Genomic DNA, 17,420 nt, shown 5'->3' with positions numbered 1-17,420 from the left:
TGTAGAATCATTCAATTTTATTTAAAGAATTGTTTCAGCTTTTAAAGCATTATAGAGGTCAGTGAACTCGGCTAGCGTCAAGCGTTCAGCGCGAATTCCAGGTTCAATTCCGGCCTTTTCGAGGGCCGCCGTCAACTTGACTTTTGTTCCTTCTTCCTTACCGAAACGCTGCAATAAGTTATTCCAAAGTGACTTACGACGGTGGGCAAAACAAGCCTTCACGAGTGAGAAGAGCTGCTTTGGTTCTTCCACTGGATTCTCGGCTGGTTTTGGTGACAGCGATACAACCGCTGAATCAACGTTGGGCGCAGGATTAAAGGCAGCAGCCGGTACTTTCAAGGCAACCGAAACAGAAGCATAGTAATCGAGCATAACGGTCAAAACACCGTATTCCTTGGTTCCTGGCTTAGCTGAAAGGCGGTCGGCTACTTCCTTTTGCATCATTACAACTAACTTTTCCCAGTTAATTCCGGCTTGTAAAAGGGCCAAAAGGATTGGGGTCGTGATGTAGTAAGGAAGGTTCGCCACGACTTTGACCGGCACATTTTCTCCAAAGGCATCGGACAAAACCGTCTTCAAATCCGCTTCCAAAACATCCTGTTCAAGAACCTGGACATTATCATATGGTGCCAATGTTTCAGCGAGAATCTTGACCATGTCTGGATCGATTTCAAAGGCCAAGACCTGCTTGGCAGCGCGGGCCAAATATTCAGTTAGTCCACCAATTCCAGGACCAATTTCAACAACGTTGTCTTCCTTTGTTAATTCCGCAGCATCAACAATCCCAGACAAAATGTTGCCATCCGTTAAGAAGTTCTGTCCAAACTTCTTCTTAGCACGGAGTCCGTACTGGTTCAAAATCGCCTGCGTACGTGCAGGTGATGCAATATCAATCGTTTTGGCCATTCTGGCCTCCTTCTAATGCTTCAATTAAATCTTTCTTTTGGTAACCGAGTGCTTGCAAGCGGGCTAAGAACTGCTTCCCGTTTCCATACCCAATGGATAGTAGATCTCCCAGAATTCGACGCTTTTCACGTGATTCAGGTCCACCCATTAGTCCACAGGCCATCATAAAGGAACGGTCAATATCGGATTCTGGCCTTTCACCCTTGGTTTTTTTATCCGCTTCCAGCAGTACCTGCTGTAACACAGCTAGCGGAGCATGTTCGATTCCCAAGGATTTGTGGGGGTTATCCTTCTCAGCTCTCCCCTCATCTCTAGAGATACTTGCCAAAGTCACTCCCGGCACCGCCGCCAAAATCAGCTGGCGCAAACGGTTTCCGTTAAAGTCCGGATCGGTCAGAACAATCACGCCCCGCCGCTCTTGGGCCAGGCGGATTCGTTCAATCACCTCATCCCCCAGCGCAGACCCCCCCGTTTCAATGGTGTCACATTCAACTGCCAGCGCCAGACGCTGAGTATCCGACCAGCCCTCAACAACGACCACGGCGTCAATAACCGGCCGCTTGTCTTCACGCTCTTTAGTCATGGTTCAAAAAGGCACGGTGGGCGTTTTCAACCGTCTTAGCCGCTAGTTCATCCCGGTCCATTTCAAGCGTTTCCGCTAATGAATCCACCACATACTTCGTCCAACCAGGTTCATTGGTCTTTCCACGATATGGCGTAGGTGCCAAGTAAGGGGCATCCGTTTCAACCAGCATTTGGTCCAATGGCACCACCTTTGCACCCTCACGAACATCGTCGGCCTTCTTGAAGGTCACAACGCCAGAAAATGAAACGTAATAGCCAAGGTCTGCCCAGGCCTTGGCCTGTTCAGCAGTACCAGAGAAGGAGTGGATAATCGCCTTCTTCACACCCTGCTCCTTTAAGACACGATAAACATCATCAAAGGCATCCCGGTTGTGGATAATTACTGGTAAATCGTACTTCTTTGCAAGGGCAATGTGGGCAAGGAAAGACTTCATTTGTACATCACGGTCTGTGTCCCAGTGATAATCCAAACCAGTTTCGCCAACACCGACAACGGATGGGTCCTTCAACTGTTCTTCCAACTCAGCGGCTGCTTCATCATCGAAGTCCGGCGTATCTTCCGGCTGGTATCCTAAAACGGCATAGACGCCATCGTTTTCATGAGCGATTTCCAAAGCGCGAGCGTTCCCGACTTTGTTATAACCCACCACGTTCATTTCCAAAACTTGGAATTCATGCGCGCGGCCAAGGTAGGCAGGCACGTCAAAGTAAAGCGCATCATCGTTTAAGTGAGTGTGCGCATCGTAAGTTGGTGCAGGTTGTTCGTTTGGGTGATAAATTGCCATGGAATCCTCCTAAATATCTTCTCCTATTTTAGCACAGGATAGCCCTGCTCTCGCTTATCCAGCATGAATCAACTACCAATTAGAAGACAAATAAAAAAGTCGGCCTGAAAGCCGACCCTCTTATTTAATTTTATTGAACATTTTCAGGTGCATAGTTCTTCAATACACCGTTCACGAACTGCGCATCTTCCTTGGTTGCAAATTCCTTTGCAAGCTCAACAGCTTCGTCCACAACAACCTTATAAGGAGTTGGTTCTGGCAAAGTCAATTCGTAAGCTGCAATACGCAAGATAACTAAATCAATACGTGAAATTCGGTCCAACTTCCAGCCAGTGGCCAAGTGCTTTGACAAGTTTTCATCCAATTCCTTGGATGTTGCCAAAACACCGTTCACTAGCTGTGGAAGGAATGCTTGGTAGGCGTCGTTACGCAATACCAAGTCGTAGTTCAAGTCCATTTGATTGTCATCAGGAACTTCCTTGACAGCTGCAAATAAAATTTGCAAGGCAGCACGGCGTTCCTCATGTCGTGACATCTGGGTCATTTTGCTGACTCCTTCTTCGCACTTTCATCAAAAAGGTGTTCTGGATCAATCGTCTGGTGGTCTTCATCAGGTACCAAACCAGCAACGGTCACGTTCACAGAATCAACTGTCAAACCAGCCAAGTTCGCAAGGTCAGACTTCACAGCCTGTTGAACAGCAAAGGCAACCTTAGGAATAACAGCACCGTATTCAAGAATCACTGAAAGGTCGAAAGAGATTGTTCCCCGTTCGTCCTTCTTCATCATGACACCAGGAACGGCTGGCTGCACACCAGCAACCTTAGTCAAGTACTTTGGCAAGTGCTCATATACCTTGGCTTGCATGGCAACAACCCCATCAACGCCTTGCGCAGCTGCCTGAGCAACCGCCTCAAGAGCAGTCTTAGAAACGAGCATCTGCCCGTCAGCCATTTGCTCTTTTGTCAGTAAAAAGTTCTTGTTCGTTAAATCAGTTGACTTTGCCATGGGCTTCCTCCTTGATTGACCAAAATTAACCGTCGAGACGGTCTAACAAAACACAAAAAACTGCTTTACCAGAGCAAAGCAGTCGACATAATTAAGCGCGACCCTTGTATGAACCGTCTTCAGTGTTAACGATGATCGTTTCACCTTCGTTAACAAAGTCAGGAACCGTAATCGTTGCGCCTGTTTCAACAACGGCTGGCTTACCAGAACCAGTTGCAGTTGCGCCCTTGATACCAGGTTGCGTTTCAACAACCTTCAATTGAACTGAAGAAGGCAATTCTGCGCCCAACACTTCAGAACCATACATTGTGATCTTCACTTCCATACCTTCAAGCATGTACTTCAAGGCTTCCTTCAAGTGGTCATCAGGAATGTTGATTTGTTCAAATGTTTCAGTATCCATGAATACTCGTCCACCGTTTTCAGCGTACAAGTATGACATAGGACGTGTCGTAATCTCTGCTTGTTCGAACTTATCACCAGGACGGAACGTTACTTCGTTAACCGCACCAGTACGCAAGTTCTTCAACTTTGAGCGAACAAAAGCCGCTCCTTTACCAGGCTTCACGTGTTGGAATTCAATCACGCGCCAGATTGAGTTTGAGTACTCAATTGTCAAACCTGTCTTCAAATCATTCATGCCAATTGCCATGAGCATATCCCTCGTTTATTCGTAATTGGTGTTATTATAACAAATAAATCATCATTTCGCACGTTTACAGACCGATTTTATCTAGGATTTTACTCTAATAAAAGTCGCCACTTCCTTCTATCTATGGTAAAATGACAAATAAGGTTTTCGATTCGTGACAAAAAAGAATTAAATATTTTGGAGGAACCACAATGGTTTACAAAGTTTATTACCAAGAAAGTATGGAACGCAACCCAAAGCGTGAACTAACACAATCTTTCTACTTAGAAGCTGACTCACAGGCTGACGCCTATGCAATGGCTCAAAAGAACACTGATTACAACATTGAAACAGTTGAAGAACTCTCTGACGCAGCACTGGTGTACGAACAGGCTGATCCAGAATTCAAATTCACAAAGTTCAACTAATTTCATGGAAAAAATTGATATTAAGCCCAACGAAGTTGCGGTCTACGCCCTCGGGGGACTTGGCGAAATTGGGAAAAACACCTATGGTATCGAATACCAAGATGAAATTGTCATCGTCGATGCCGGGATCAAGTTTCCTGAAGATTCCCTATTAGGAATCGATTACGTCATTCCTGACTACTCGTACTTAGTCGAAAACATTGACCGGGTCAAAGGCCTTGTCATTACCCACGGACACGAAGACCACATTGGTGCCATCGCCTACTTCTTGCAGGCTGTGAACGTACCAGTTTACGCAGGTCCTCTTGCTATGGCCCTGATTCGTAACAAACTAGAAGAAAAGCAAATGTTAAACCGCGTGGAACTCCACGAAATTACGGATGGCTCCGTGATTAACTTCGGTAAGACATCCGCTGAATTCTTCCGTACTACCCATTCCATCCCCGATGTCTTTGGTATTGCTATCAAGACACCAGTTGGAACAATCGTTGAAACGGGTGACTTCAAGTTTGATTTAACACCAACCACTAAGCAAAAGCCAAACCTCTGGTCAATGGCTCGCATTGGTCACGAAGGTGTTTTGCTTTTGATGTCTGATTCAACGAACGCAGAACGTCCCGAATGGACTAAATCCGAAGCATGGGTTCAAAAGACAGTCGACAAGCTCTTCAATCAGTTGCAGCACGGTCGAATTATCTTTGCCACCTTCGCTTCAAACATGAACCGTATCAAGATGGCAACGGACGCTGCCATCCGTCATGGTCGTAAGATTGCCGTCTTCGGACGCTCAATGGAATCCGCCATGTCAAACGGACGTGCACTTGGTTATTTGGACATTCCTGACGACGCCCTCGTTGAACAGTCACAGATTAAGAACATCCCCGATGATGAACTCTTAATCATGTCAACTGGTTCTCAGGGTGAATCAATGGCTGCCTTGGCTCGTATCGCCAACGGTACTCACAAGCAAGTTCGCTTGAAGCCAAAGGATAACGTTATCTTCTCCTCTTCTCCAATTCCTGGTAACACAGCCTCTGTTAACGCTGTGATTAACAAATTGGAAGAAGCCGGCGCCAACGTTATCCATGGAAAACTAAACAACATTCACACTTCTGGTCACGGTGGCCAAGAAGAACAGAAGTTGATGATTTCTCTGATGAAGCCTAAGTACTTCATGCCAGTCCACGGTGAGTTCCGTATGTTGAAGGTTCACGCCGGATTAGCCGAAGAACTTGACATACCTGCAGAGAACACTTTCATCCAAGAAAACGGTGACGTTTTGGCAATGGACGGTGTTAACCCACCTCGCCTTGCCGGACACTTCCCAGCCGAAGATACTTACATCGACGGTTCAGGAATTGGTGACATCGGTTCAGTGGTTCTTCACGATCGACTCAAGCTATCACAAGATGGTTTGGTTATCGTAACCGCAACCATCGACTTGAAGAAGAAAGAAATCCTTTCTGGTCCTGATATCTTGTCACGAGGCTTCGTTTACATGCGTGAGTCTGGTGACTTGATTAACGACGGTCGCCACGTCATCTTCAATACGATTCGTAAAGCAATGTCTCAAAAGAATGCTTCCGAATCTGATATTCGACAGGCCATCATCGATGACCTTTCCAAGTATCTTCATAAAGAAACTGCCCGAAAGCCAATGATTCTCCCAATGTTAATCATGGTTTAAGGCCGAAGGCATGCGAATAGCATGCCTTTTTTACACCAATTATTTAGGAGGGCTATTTTATGCCCACGCAAGCTCATATCTTTGTCGGTGCCTCTCTTATTCGCCATAAGAATAAGCAGGGACTACTCGACCAATTACAGGGAGAGTTAACACAGGCTGGTCTTATGGCCTCCTACCGTGTTGAAAAACAGCACCACTCCCTCTATGCACAAGCCAAAATTGTAGCCCGTTCCCGCTCCTTCCAAAGCATTGATCTACCAATCATTGTCATCGGAAACGAAGCAACGGCTAACGAGGTTCTTTCCGGATTTCTCGCGATCAATCCGGAACGTAAACTCCCCCTTTTATTAATCTCCTGGCCAGAAAAGGGACTCCAGGTTCACGAAATTCTTTCTGAGATTAACGCTTCATTGAACCAAAACACGATTATCAATCGTCCAATCGCAAAGATTGAGGGCGATGTCCCAACCAAGGGGGCGCGCTACTTCTTTAATTACTTGCAAATTGGTTCAGACTTCTCCGCCCTTCTCCCAACCTTTAACCAAAAAGTCATTTGGAAGCAGGCCGGTCAACAGTTCCTCAATTTCTGGAGTAACTTCTCTCGTAACCAGGACAAGATTTTCTTTGCCTGGACACTTCGGCATGGAACGTCATACCAGCACAATCCAAAGACACTCGGTCTTCAGATTCTACTGAACAATGATAATGAACAGGAGCCTTTTACAGTTCGTGTTGTCAACCAAGTGGCTTGGCCAAAGATTTTACTAACCTACTTACAGGGAAAGAAGGGCCGTCAAAACCCTTCTCGCCGTGGCTTCATCTCCTTCCCATTAGGAAACAATGCCGCCTTCCACATCCGTGATTTGGAGAGTATTAAACTAGATGGCAACGTTCTTGAAAACGGGGCCTACTCCTTTACCCTCTCAATGGCTGGCACTTATCCCGTAATTGAAGCAGTCAACCTTTCCAAAAATAAAAAGAAAAAGTAAACAAAAAAGCCAGCATGACTAACATGCTGGCTTTTTTTAATGGTTATTGAATAGCAGCCTTAATTTCGTCTACCTTGTCCAAACGCTCCCATGGCAAGTCCAAGTCTGGACGGCCAAAGTGACCATAAGCGGCCGTTTGCTTATAAATTGGCTTTTGCAAGTCCAATGAACGGATGATGGATAGTGGACGGAAATCAAAGAGTTCCTTCACGACTTTTTCAATCTTGTCTTCTGAAACCTTAGCTGTTCCAAAGGTTTCGATGTTTAATGAAACTGGCTCAGCAACCCCAATGGCATAAGCCACTTGCAATTCAGCCTTATCAGCCAAACCAGCGGCAACCAAGTTCTTCGCAACGTAACGAGCGTAGTAAGCACCAGAACGGTCAACCTTAGTTGAATCCTTACCAGAGAAAGCGCCCCCACCATGATGAGCAGCCCCACCGTAAGTATCAACGATAATCTTACGACCGGTTAAGCCAGAATCAGCCTGTGGTCCCCCAAGAACAAAACGACCGGATGGGTTAATATAGTACTTCGTTTCTTCATCAACCAAATCAGCTGGCAGAACTTGGTCAATGACCAACTTCTTCATGTCTTCACGTAGCTGTTCAAGTGATACATCGGCATCGTGCTGCGTTGACAAAACAACGGCAGCGATTCGTTCAACCGAACCATCGTCTGACAGTGCCAAAGTCACTTCGCCCTTTGCGTCTGGACGGAGGTAGGCAACCTGTCCTTCTTCACGAACGGCACGAATTTGGCGCATCAATTGGTGGGACAAATCCAAGGCCAATGGAAGGTAGTCGGCTGTTTCGTTTGTGGCATAACCAAAGACCATTCCTTGGTCACCAGCACCCAGTTGGTCTGGATCGTCATCGGCGTTATCAACGGCCTGGGCGATATCTGCTGACTGTTCAACAATCTTGTTGGATACGTTAATGGAATCGGCTGAGAAACCAAGTTCTGGCTTGTCATAACCGATGGCACGGACCGTTTCTACCGCGATTTGGCGAATGTTAACATAGGCCGTTGTTGAAAGTTCTCCGAAGATTGAGACGTCACCAGTTGAAGTAGTCACTTCAATGGCGGCACGGGCCTTCGGATCCTGTTCTAGGACCGCATCCAAGATGGCATCGGCAATCTGGTCTGCGACTTTATCAGGGTGACCATTGGCCACCGATTCAGCTGTAAAATACTTTGTCATTTCCTATTCCTCCTTACTATCAGAAACCATAAGAGCAAAAGAAAAGCGCCCAAAGCAAGCCTTTGGACGCAATGACTTTGCCTATCTTACAGAATTACCACCGTGCACATGCCGGTTGGTGCAGGATCATCGTGCTGTATCACTTCCCTGCTCTTGATAGCTGTTGTAATGTATATTTGTTATTCTACATGATAAAATGAGAAAGTACAAGAAAACACTCGAGGAATGACATGAACGAAGAGCCACAAATGGATAATCAGAGTACTGAAAGCACTGAAAGTGCTGAAAACAAACTACCAGTAGCCGCTCAAAACTTCTTTTCCCGCAGCCGACGGCGTGAAGAAAAAGAGCAAGTTGCAGATAAGGAAGTTAAGCCTTACGCGAAACTTCCAGCAGTACAAGCCTACACGATGCCAGTTATCACACTGGCCTTAACCGCTATTTGGTGGATTAAGCCAATGTTGAACGGAACCTTAACAAATAGGCTAACCTTCGAACAGGTTTGGCCATTGCTAGCCTACTCCGTGTTCTGTGCAGCAGCAATCGCACTAGAAATTGTGGAACGTTTTGAAAAAAAGGATTGGCGTATCTATGCTTTCTTGGCTGCATCGCTTGTTGTTCTCTTCTCATCCTCACTGCGAAACCGTTTCGAAATTCTAGTGCTGCTACTACTACTGATTTTAGTTTTAGCCATTCTTCCCTTCCCGATGGTTCAATTACAGAACGGATTGGGTTTAGTCGCACTCGCTTCTCTGGTTACGTTTTCCGTTCCGGTCTGCGTGGCCTTTCTAGCTAACAACTATGTCGACCAAACCTTCTTAAACGGTTCCTGGACCTTCTTTTACGCCAGCCTCTTCTATCTGACCGCCCTCTTCTTACCGAAGTCTCAGGGACGTCTTCTTGGGCTTCTAACGGGTGGCCTATATGTTGGCCGCTTGCTTGTTTTCCATTCCTTTGGACCAGCAAGCATCTTAGCCCTCATTCTAGCCGCTGGTGTTTACACGCTATCCTTTATTCGCCCATTAACTTATCGCTATCAACCAATGGTTGCGATGCTGGCACTATTACTTTCGGTACTTGCCTTATAATGAACGACTTTGTTATTCCATTAAATACTATTTTAAAGCGCTAATCTTTGAATTAGCGTTTTTTTATTTATGATAAATAAAAAAGCAGCCTATCTTAATCGATAGCGCTGCTTTTTATTCATTTTGTCTTTACATAATGGTTGTTGTATAAGACTTATCATCTGACTTACGAACCAGGATGGCCTGCGTTTCGTTAGCAGTCTTAATCGTAATTTGAACGGGTGCTGATGAAGGTAAGAACTTCACAGCAGCAGAAGCGACATAGTTTGCAAAGGCTTCAATCTCTGTCTGTGAGAAGAACTGCGTTGTTACCGTAACCTTCATTGACTGTAACTTTGAGTTGGTAAACTTTCCAACAGCTGTTGCCCCTGCAATGTTTGGGAAGAAGCTGGAAATATCATTCTTAAAGTTTGTGAAGCCAGTGTTTTCATCAGATCCAACGGATGACGAATCAGAAGATTCCTTAGGGAACACAACGGTTTTATCATCAATGTCAGTCCATGATGAAATGTTTGTTCCCGACTTAGAAGTTGTTTCTGAATAGAAATTACCTGAACCAAGTGAGTCTTCAGAAGCATTCGCATACATGGCAATCACAATTGGAATGTTCTTAGCCACACCGTTTTGAGCACGAATCTGCTTAATCAACTTTGGCGCAATCTTCTTACCATAAGCAATTCGGTCTTCTTCCGAAATGTTCTGATAATAATTAGCACCATATTGTTCCTTTTGGTAGGTATCCTGCGTGTTCATTGCCACACCGACGACCATCCCCGCCAACTTCAAGTTTGAACCATCTTTAGTCATGAAGTCTTGTTCAGTTAAGCTCTGAACATAGATTGGATTACGGGAAGAATCAGTCTTTCCGTTATCCTTAGGGTTCAAACCAGTCGTATTCGAGTCCGTTTGACGAGCCAAGAGGCTGTTAACTGTATCTGATGACAAATACTGTCCTTCTTGGAAGATATAGCGACCAGTCTTGAAATGACTCTTTGCCAAAGTCAACAGACCGGACTCGAAGTCCTTCGTATCAACCGCATTTCCCTGAGAAGTTGCGGTCAAACCACGAGCAGCAGAAGTTAGGTAATGCCCGTCTTTAATAACCGTCTGGTACTGTCCCGCACCGTTTTGGGTTAACTGAACACCCTTTGTTTTTGAAGTAGAAGGACCCTGTGACGATAGATTAACAACGAAAAAGAAGATTCCTAGGACGATAACAAGAATCAGTCCAATAATAATCCAGGTCCTCATTTTGATGCGTTTTAACATAAATATTCCTCTTTATGAAAGATAATAAATAAAGCTTACTTGCTTTCATTACCCTGAGCGGTTAAGAATTCCTGCTCATTCCAAACAGTGATACCAAGGTCCTCAGCTTTTTTCAGCTTTGAACCAGCATCTGTTCCGGCAATGACCAAATCCGTTTTCTTTGAAACAGATCCAGTGACTGAAGCACCGTGTCCTTCAAGCCAGGCGGCAATCTCGGAACGCGAACTTACTTCTAGTTTACCAGTCAAAACAATCTTTTTACCATAGAAAAATGAATTTTCATCAATTGGTCCCTGATCTGAATGATAAGCCATGTTCACACCAGCTTGAGCCAGCTCTGCCAAAAGTGCTTGAGCTTCTGGTTCCTTGAAGTACTTTACCAGTGAATCAGCAATCGCCTGACCAACACCATCAATGGCGACAATGTCTTCTTCTGAAGCAGAAGAAACCCTTCTAAGGTCACCCAGACTTTGCAAAATAGTTTTGGCAGCCTTGGCACCAACTAGGCGAACGCCCAATCCAAAGAGCAAGCGGTCAGCGGAATTATCCTTTGAAGCAGCGATGGCCGCCAGGAGATTGTCTGCTGACTTTTCTTTAAACTTATCCAGAGTAAGCAGTTCCTCACGGTTCAATGAGTAAATTGAAGCAACGTCCTTAACCAGTTTCTTGTCTAATAGCTGAGAAACAATTTGAGGACCCAAGCCGTCAATGTTCATGGCGTTTCGTGAGGCAAAGTGGGTCAAACCCTCTTGAATCTGTGCAGGACAAGCTGGGTTCATACAACGTAGCACCACTTCCCCTTCCACGTGGACCAAATCGGCGCCACAGGCTGGACAAGTCGTTGGAATTTCGTAAGGCTCTGAGTCCGCTGGACGCTTTGACAAAATCACCTGACCAATTTCAGGAATAATGTCGCCGGCCTTGTGCAAAGTCACCGTATCACCCACGCGAACATCCTTCATTTGCAGGTAATCAGGGTTATGCAAGGAAGCACGCTGAACAGTTGTACCCGCCAGTTGAACAGCATCCATGGCCGCCGTTGGCGTTACCGCCCCCGTTCGCCCAACCGTCCATTCAATATCGCGGACAACCGTCTCAGCCTCTTCGGGTGGAAACTTGTAAGCGATAGCCCAACGTGGGACTTTCACAGTGTTCCCTAGGTCGATTTCGTCGTCAAAGTTATTGACTTTGACAACAACACCATCGATTCCATATGGGAGGCCTTCACGCTTGGCAGTGTACTCTTCCAAGTATGGGCCAACTTCAGACATTTTATCAATGACCCGGTTATCCGGATTGGTTGGTAGCCCCAGTTCACGGAAACGGTCGAGCAAGCCGGCCTGAGTGGTGACGCCCAATTGATCAGGCTCGGCTGTGTAATAGATAAAGGCAGACAGATTTCGCTTCTTTGTCTCACGGGCATCGAGCTGGCGCAATGATCCTGCCGCCGCGTTACGTGGGTTTGCAAAAGGTTCCTGACCTTCGGCTTCCCGTTCTTCGTTCAACTTGGCAAAGGAAGCCTTGGGCATGTAAATCTCACCACGGACTTCAACCGTTACGGCTTCTGGCAAAGTCTTTGGGACATCCTTGATGGTCATCACGTTGGCCGTCACGTCTTCACCCACCAACCCGTTTCCACGGGTCGAAGCCTGCACTAACTTCCCCTGTTCGTACTTCAGATTAATGGCCAAGCCATCAATCTTTAATTCCAAGTTGTACTTTGGCTGAAAGCCCAAAGCCTTCTTCGTTCGGTCTTCCCACTCCTGCAGTTCTTCTAGCGAGAAAACATCCCCCAATGACAACATGGGCACTGGGTGTTGCACCTTTGGCAAGCCGGACTTTGTCTGTGCGCCACCAACGTTTTGAGTTGGTGAGTCCTGGCTAATAAACTGTGGAAAGGCCTGCTCCAAAGCTTGGAGGCGGGCGTACTGTTCATCGTAGACGTGGTCTTCAACTAAGGGTGCGTCTTTTTCATAGTAAGCAATTCCGTAATCTGTCAAACGGTCCTGCAAAGTCTGAATTTCCTTCTTTGCCTGTTCCGTCGTGAGGTCTTTAATGTCGATTGGCTCTGGCATGAAAACTTCCTTTCATTCTTTTTAAATCTTATGTACAAATCCTGTCCGATTGTTTCGGACAGGACTTTTAAGGTAATTTTTAGTTGGCCTTCGTAATTGGTGCAAAGGCGGCTAAGAGTTGCTTGATACCATCCTCAGGGAAGGCAACCTTCAACTCCTGGTCTTCGGCAGAGCCGGTGACTGAAACAACCGTTCCGACACCCCACTTCTTGTGCTGAACCTTATCGCCAGCCTGCCAAGAAACACCTTCAGCCCCTGTCGTCTTACTTTCAGACTTTTGAACAGCAGATGCTTGAACAGGGCGACCCTGGTAGGTCGTTGCCGTTGCCCGAAGAAACTTCGATGATAATCCTGGTTGAGTAGCTGATGAGCCGGCTGGATAGGCCTTTTCAATCAAGTCATCCGAAATTTCATCGATAAAACGGGAAGGTTGGTTGGATTGCGTCTTCCCGTAAAGCATTCGGGAGAAGGCGTTGGTCAAATATAACTTCTTCTCGGCACGGGTAATCCCAACGTATGCCAAGCGGCGCTCTTCTTCGAGCAAATCCTCGTCCTGTGCAGCCCGTCCGAGTGGGAAAAGTCCTTCCTCCAAGCCAATCAAGAAGACGACTGGGAATTCCAATCCCTTGGCGGCGTGCAGAGTCATCAGCGTCACTGCTCCCGAATCCTCTTCCACGTTATCCAAATCCGCCATCAAGGCCGTTGAACCCAAGAAGTCCGTCAAAGGATCAACCGCATCTTCAGCATCCTTATCATACTTGGTCTCGAATTCCTTGGTAACCGAAATAAATTCGTCCAAGTTTTCAAGACGGGACTGTGATTCAGGGTCGGACTTTTGCTGAAGTTCCTTACGGTAGCCCGATTGGTCAAGAATCAAATCTGTTAATTCAGACACTTCCAAGAATTCAGCCTGCTGACGGAAGTTGTTAATCATTTCCGCAAAGGCGAGCAACTTGGTTGCAGCCGCTGGACGAATGTCCGGTGCCATTTCGATTTGATCGATGGCGGCCAACATTGGCAGGTTAATGGAATCCGCAAAGGTAAAGAGGCGGTCCAGGGTCGTTTGACCAATGGAACGCTTTGGCACGTTGATAATCCGTTCTAAAGCAGCATTGTCAGCCGGGTTGGCGACCAAAGACAGGTAGGCCATAATGTCCAAAATTTCCTTACGGTCGTAGAACTTGTGTCCCCCGACAATCGTGTAAGGAATGTTGGCCTTAACCAGCGCTTCTTCCATCGCACGGGATTGTGCGTTGGTTCGGTAAAGAATGGCAAAGTCCGACAAGGACTTCTTCTCTTCCCGCTGCGACTTTTGAATCTTACCCAAGACATAGTAAGCCTCGTCCTGAGCTGATTGAGCACGGTAGTAAGTCAGCTTTTCACCCTTCCCGTTTTCCGTCCACAACTTCTTTGGCACACGTTCGTTGTTATTATTAATAACATCGTTGGCGGCATCCAAAATGTTTTGTGTTGAACGATAGTTCTGCTCCAAGAAAACAGACTTGGCATCGGGCCAGTCCTTTTCAAAGTTCAAAATGTTTTGCATGTTGGCACCACGCCAGCCGTAAATGGACTGGTCGGCATCCCCAACAACGGCTAAGTTGCGCGAACCCTGGGCCAGCATGTTAACAATTTTATACTGGGCGTCATTGGTATCCTGGTACTCATCGACGTGCAAGTAACGGAACTGCTCTTGGTAACGCTGCAACACTTCCGGCGCCTTCTCAAAGAGCTCAATCGTCTTCATAATCAAATCGTCGAAGTCGACTGACTGGGCTTGGGCTAAAGCCTTCTGATAGGCACGGTAGACCTCAGCAACCCGTTCTTCATAATAGTTGCCAGCCTGCTGAGCGTAATCCTTTGCCGTCAGCAATTCATTCTTAGCGTTTGAAATGGTTCCCAAAATTGTTCGTGGGTCATACTGATTGGAATCCAAGTTCAACTCATTGACCACTCGCTTTACCAAGGTCTTTTGAGCAGACGAGTCCAAAATGGTAAAGTTCTTTCCTAAGCCAATCTGTTCCCCATCACGACGGAGAATTCGTACGGCCAGGGCGTGAAAAGTCGAAACCCAAACCGACTGAGCAACTTCTGGATCAACCAGCTTTCCAATACGCTCGCGCATTTCACGGGCGGCCTTATTCGTAAAGGTAATCGCTAGAATTCGCCATGGACGAACATCTAAATCTTCAATCAAATGTGCCACACGGTGTGTCAGCACACGGGTTTTACCGGAACCAGCTCCGGCCATAATTAGCAGTGGCCCTTCGGTCGTTCGAACCGCCTCGGCTTGCTTATCATTCATCCCCTTGGTTAATTCTTCAACAGTCATTTTGCCATCCTAAAGTCTTAATATCGCTCCTTCCATTTTAGCATAGAAAGACCGCTTTCTCTTCTGATATCTATCGGGGAAAAAGAATCAAACTCCAGGACTTTTCCCACAAAAAAAGTCCGCCAAGGCGGACAAAAATACAGTCAATCAACTGACTAAATCAAAACGGTGCAAGTGGTATTTATCAATGACTTGAATCAATTTTTCGGCGTAATCCGGATCAGTCGCATAACCATCCGTTACAAGCCCCTTAGCAGCATCTTGATAATTCTTTGCTGCCAAAACATGGGCGTACTGCGTCGGATTCCATGAAGTACCACTCTTTAACAATTGGGCGTGAGCCAACATCGAAGCCTGCCAGGAAGAATAAGAAACAAAGGCGGCATTCACGGTTACCCAAGAGCCGTTTTCATACTCCTTGGTTGCCATCGTCACCGAGGGCTGCCCAGACGAAGCCTTCACACCAAATAAATTATGCGCTTGTGTTGCTAGCTCAGATGTACCAAAATCGGATTCAAGGGCAGCCTGGGCCAGAGAAATTGAAGCAAAAATACCATACTGCTGTTGAATTTTTTGCGCATAGGGCGCCCACGCTTTTAACTGTTTCGAACGTTCATCCTCTAAGCGGGCTTCTTTTCGATCCTGGATAAACTTCGGAGTCATTACCCCAGCTGCCACAACCAAGGTTAGCAAGGCTAGCAAAGCGATAAAATAGCGACGGCGTTCTTTTTTATTCCGCGGTATTTTCAACCACTTACGGCGCTTTCTCTTTGCCATGCTGACCTCCTGACTCGTTCTACATTTAAATACTATACAACTTTTTAATACCAAGTAAAAATGCCAATAAAAAAAGGCCCTTATTTTAGGCCTTAATTAACGTTTACTTTTTAAAATCAGCACCTTGTAGGTTGATTGTCTTGTGCTTGTTTGACAATTGGAAGACGGCGCCACGGCTACCCGTTTGTTGTGCCATCGCTGAATCCTTATCGTACATTAGGACGACAGTATCACCGCTTACGTAGTACTTACCACCAACCTTGTTGCTTGGGTTTGACTTGTTATAGAAAGAATAGTTTGACTTCGTAAATGAAATAACCGCTGTTCCCTCTGTTGTCTTGTAAGTGTATTGTCCGGAAAGCTTGGTGCTGTTCTCATATACCTTGTAGCCAACGCCGGCTCCAGCAATAATAACAACGAGCAAAACAACAATTGCCGTAATCCACTTGCTCTTCTTAGACATGTTTTTCAAACTAAATTTTTTTGAAGACTTTTCTGCCATAATTCCAATACCTCTTTTCCTATCTAGACTATTCTTCTGAGTTAGAAAGTCAAGGCCATTTAAACACTTCAAGAGAGAAGTGTCAAAAAAAAGCCCCCATAGACGGGAGCTTTTTCTATTTTTTATTCAAAATTTGAATCATCATCCAAGAAAGTGTTCAACACTTCTTCGACCATTGCCCATTCGGCATCGTCTTCGATTGGCATCAAGTTGCCTTCCTTTGACTCACCGTCTTCTTCAGGGTTAAAGATGTAGGCTTGAACATCAACTTGTTCGTCTTCTTCAACACCATCTGGAACCAAGAGAATGTATGACTTGTCGTATTCTTCTGAATGGAAAGTGAAGAGCACTTCGTACAAAGCTTCGTCGCCGTTGTCATCCACAAGGGTAATCTTATCAATTTCAGGGTTTTGTTTTGCCATGCTATTATCCTTTTTTTAATCTTATAGTTTGGTCAACTTACCGTTTGCATCTAAATAGTTTTGCAAAATAAACTCTGCGGCAATCTTATCAATGACCTTCTTACGCTTTTTACGAGAAACATCTGCTTCTTCGATTAGCATCCGCTCCGCTTGAACCGTCGTCAAACGTTCGTCCTGAAAGTCCGTTGGTAGGCTAAAACGCTCTTCTACCATCTTAGCATAGGCTCTAGAAGCCTCAGCACGAGGGCCTTCAGAATTATTCATGTTTTTGGGTAATCCTAAGACAACGGCGTGGGCGTTCTTTTCCTTGATGATTTCACCAAGGCGGTCCAGTCCAAATTCTTTTTCATCCTCATTGATACGGATGATTTCAACGCCTTGAGCCGTCCAACCCATGGGATCGGAAACCGCCACACCAACTGTTCTAGAACCTACATCTAATCCGAGTATCCGCATTACTTTTTCAAATAGGCGTGTACGAGTTCCTCGATAATCTCGTCACGTTCATGCCGCTTAATCAAATTACGGGCATCGTGCAAGCGGGGAATATAGGCTGGGTCGCCAGACATCAAATAACCAACAATCTGGTTAATTGGATTATAGCCCTTCTCTTCCAAGGCTGCATAAACCAAAAACATCGTATCATGTATATCCTTTGGCTCCTGTTGGCCAAAATCAAAAATGGCTGTCTTATCACTTACGCTCATCGTACACACTCCTTTCTTTAACAAA

General features: G+C 45.8%; 19 protein-coding genes and 1 riboswitch. Of the genes, 4 read left to right on the top strand and 15 right to left on the bottom strand.

Annotated elements, in window-relative coordinates; translation table 11 throughout:
* Nucleotides 1-21: 21 nt before the first annotated feature.
* The 6 genes from rsmA to efp all read right to left on the bottom strand — a co-directional run bounded on the left by rsmA (nucleotide 22) and on the right by efp (nucleotide 3,936).
* Entirely contained in the window at nucleotides 22-906 is an 885-nt protein-coding gene (rsmA, locus tag BMZ93_RS00645; protein ID WP_091501176.1) for a 16S rRNA (adenine(1518)-N(6)/adenine(1519)-N(6))-dimethyltransferase RsmA, read from the bottom strand.
* Nucleotides 890-1,489 (bottom strand): ribonuclease M5, encoded by a 600-nt coding sequence (rnmV, locus tag BMZ93_RS00640; protein ID WP_091501174.1) that lies wholly within the window; start codon nucleotides 1,487-1,489, stop codon nucleotides 890-892. Before rnmV ends, rsmA begins: the two co-directional genes overlap by 17 nt.
* Nucleotides 1,482-2,276 carry a TatD family hydrolase gene (locus tag BMZ93_RS00635; RefSeq protein ID WP_091501172.1) on the bottom strand — a complete coding sequence of 265 codons (795 nt, stop codon included), beginning with the start codon at nucleotides 2,274-2,276 and terminating at the stop codon, nucleotides 1,482-1,484. The genes rnmV and BMZ93_RS00635 overlap by 8 nt, the downstream gene beginning before the upstream one ends.
* Before the next feature lie 130 nt (nucleotides 2,277-2,406).
* Nucleotides 2,407-2,820 carry a transcription antitermination factor NusB gene (gene nusB, locus BMZ93_RS00630; protein WP_091501170.1) on the bottom strand — a complete coding sequence of 138 codons (414 nt, stop codon included), beginning with the start codon at nucleotides 2,818-2,820 and terminating at the stop codon, nucleotides 2,407-2,409.
* Entirely contained in the window at nucleotides 2,817-3,284 is a 468-nt protein-coding gene (locus BMZ93_RS00625; protein ID WP_091501168.1) for an Asp23/Gls24 family envelope stress response protein, read from the bottom strand. Before BMZ93_RS00625 ends, nusB begins: the two co-directional genes overlap by 4 nt.
* Before the next feature lie 91 nt (nucleotides 3,285-3,375).
* Nucleotides 3,376-3,936, bottom strand: a complete 561-nt coding sequence (efp, locus tag BMZ93_RS00620) for an elongation factor P (protein ID WP_091501166.1) — start codon at nucleotides 3,934-3,936, stop codon at nucleotides 3,376-3,378.
* Nucleotides 3,937-4,127: 191 nt separating this feature from the next.
* On the opposite strand from efp, the gene BMZ93_RS00615 reads away from it, so the two are divergent.
* From BMZ93_RS00615 to BMZ93_RS00605, 3 genes are read left to right on the top strand one after another with little or no spacing between them, the layout of a single operon-like run.
* Complete coding sequence (locus BMZ93_RS00615; RefSeq protein ID WP_091501165.1) at nucleotides 4,128-4,343, top strand: RNA polymerase epsilon subunit; 216 nt, start codon at nucleotides 4,128-4,130, stop codon at nucleotides 4,341-4,343.
* A 4-nt stretch (nucleotides 4,344-4,347) separates the two neighbouring features.
* Nucleotides 4,348-6,030: a ribonuclease J1 gene (gene rnjA, locus BMZ93_RS00610; RefSeq protein ID WP_091501163.1), complete on the top strand. Its 1,683-nt coding sequence runs from the start codon at nucleotides 4,348-4,350 to the stop codon at nucleotides 6,028-6,030.
* A 59-nt stretch (nucleotides 6,031-6,089) separates the two neighbouring features.
* On the top strand, nucleotides 6,090-7,019 hold the full coding sequence (locus BMZ93_RS00605) for a hypothetical protein (protein ID WP_091501161.1): 930 nt from the start codon (nucleotides 6,090-6,092) through the stop codon (nucleotides 7,017-7,019).
* A 43-nt stretch (nucleotides 7,020-7,062) separates the two neighbouring features.
* On the opposite strand, the gene metK is transcribed toward BMZ93_RS00605, so the two are convergent.
* Nucleotides 7,063-8,223, bottom strand: coding sequence for a methionine adenosyltransferase (metK, locus tag BMZ93_RS00600; RefSeq protein ID WP_091501159.1), 1,161 nt, complete (start codon nucleotides 8,221-8,223; stop codon nucleotides 7,063-7,065).
* Nucleotides 8,224-8,301: 78 nt separating this feature from the next.
* A riboswitch (SAM riboswitch) is annotated at nucleotides 8,302-8,386 on the bottom strand.
* Nucleotides 8,387-8,453: 67 nt separating this feature from the next.
* Between metK and BMZ93_RS00595 the strand changes: the two genes are divergently transcribed.
* Nucleotides 8,454-9,311 carry a hypothetical protein gene (locus tag BMZ93_RS00595; RefSeq protein WP_091501157.1) on the top strand — a complete coding sequence of 286 codons (858 nt, stop codon included), beginning with the start codon at nucleotides 8,454-8,456 and terminating at the stop codon, nucleotides 9,309-9,311.
* A gap of 129 nt (nucleotides 9,312-9,440) precedes the next feature.
* Here BMZ93_RS00595 and BMZ93_RS00590 read toward each other — a convergent pair whose 3' ends face one another.
* From BMZ93_RS00590 to BMZ93_RS00555, 8 genes are all read right to left on the bottom strand, one after another.
* A complete protein-coding gene (locus BMZ93_RS00590; protein ID WP_091501155.1) occupies nucleotides 9,441-10,580 on the bottom strand; it encodes a CamS family sex pheromone protein in 1,140 nt (379 codons plus the stop codon).
* 35 nt (nucleotides 10,581-10,615) lie between these two features.
* Entirely contained in the window at nucleotides 10,616-12,655 is a 2,040-nt protein-coding gene (gene ligA, locus BMZ93_RS00585) for an NAD-dependent DNA ligase LigA (RefSeq protein ID WP_091501153.1), read from the bottom strand.
* A gap of 79 nt (nucleotides 12,656-12,734) precedes the next feature.
* Complete coding sequence (pcrA, locus tag BMZ93_RS00580) at nucleotides 12,735-14,987, bottom strand: DNA helicase PcrA (protein WP_091501152.1); 2,253 nt, start codon at nucleotides 14,985-14,987, stop codon at nucleotides 12,735-12,737.
* 147 nt (nucleotides 14,988-15,134) lie between these two features.
* Entirely contained in the window at nucleotides 15,135-15,764 is a 630-nt protein-coding gene (locus BMZ93_RS00575; protein ID WP_091501148.1) for a glycoside hydrolase family 73 protein, read from the bottom strand.
* A 103-nt stretch (nucleotides 15,765-15,867) separates the two neighbouring features.
* Nucleotides 15,868-16,266 carry a hypothetical protein gene (locus BMZ93_RS00570; protein WP_091501146.1) on the bottom strand — a complete coding sequence of 133 codons (399 nt, stop codon included), beginning with the start codon at nucleotides 16,264-16,266 and terminating at the stop codon, nucleotides 15,868-15,870.
* Nucleotides 16,267-16,388: 122 nt separating this feature from the next.
* The gene (locus BMZ93_RS00565; protein ID WP_091501145.1) at nucleotides 16,389-16,688 is read right to left on the bottom strand and encodes a DUF1292 domain-containing protein; all 300 of its coding nucleotides are present in this window, start codon (nucleotides 16,686-16,688) and stop codon (nucleotides 16,389-16,391) included.
* 21 nt (nucleotides 16,689-16,709) lie between these two features.
* A complete protein-coding gene (ruvX, locus tag BMZ93_RS00560) occupies nucleotides 16,710-17,144 on the bottom strand; it encodes a Holliday junction resolvase RuvX (RefSeq protein WP_091501143.1) in 435 nt (144 codons plus the stop codon).
* Nucleotides 17,144-17,395, bottom strand: coding sequence for an IreB family regulatory phosphoprotein (locus BMZ93_RS00555; RefSeq protein ID WP_091501141.1), 252 nt, complete (start codon nucleotides 17,393-17,395; stop codon nucleotides 17,144-17,146). The genes ruvX and BMZ93_RS00555 overlap by 1 nt, the downstream gene beginning before the upstream one ends.
* Between the last annotated feature and the right edge of the window lie 25 nt (nucleotides 17,396-17,420).

The sequence above is a fragment of the Fructobacillus durionis genome, assembly GCF_900112405.1.
GTDB classification, from domain to species: Bacteria; Bacillota; Bacilli; order Lactobacillales; family Lactobacillaceae; genus Fructobacillus; species Fructobacillus durionis.
Note: the sequence above shows the minus strand (reverse complement) of the source record. Positions and strands in the feature narration are given on the sequence as shown.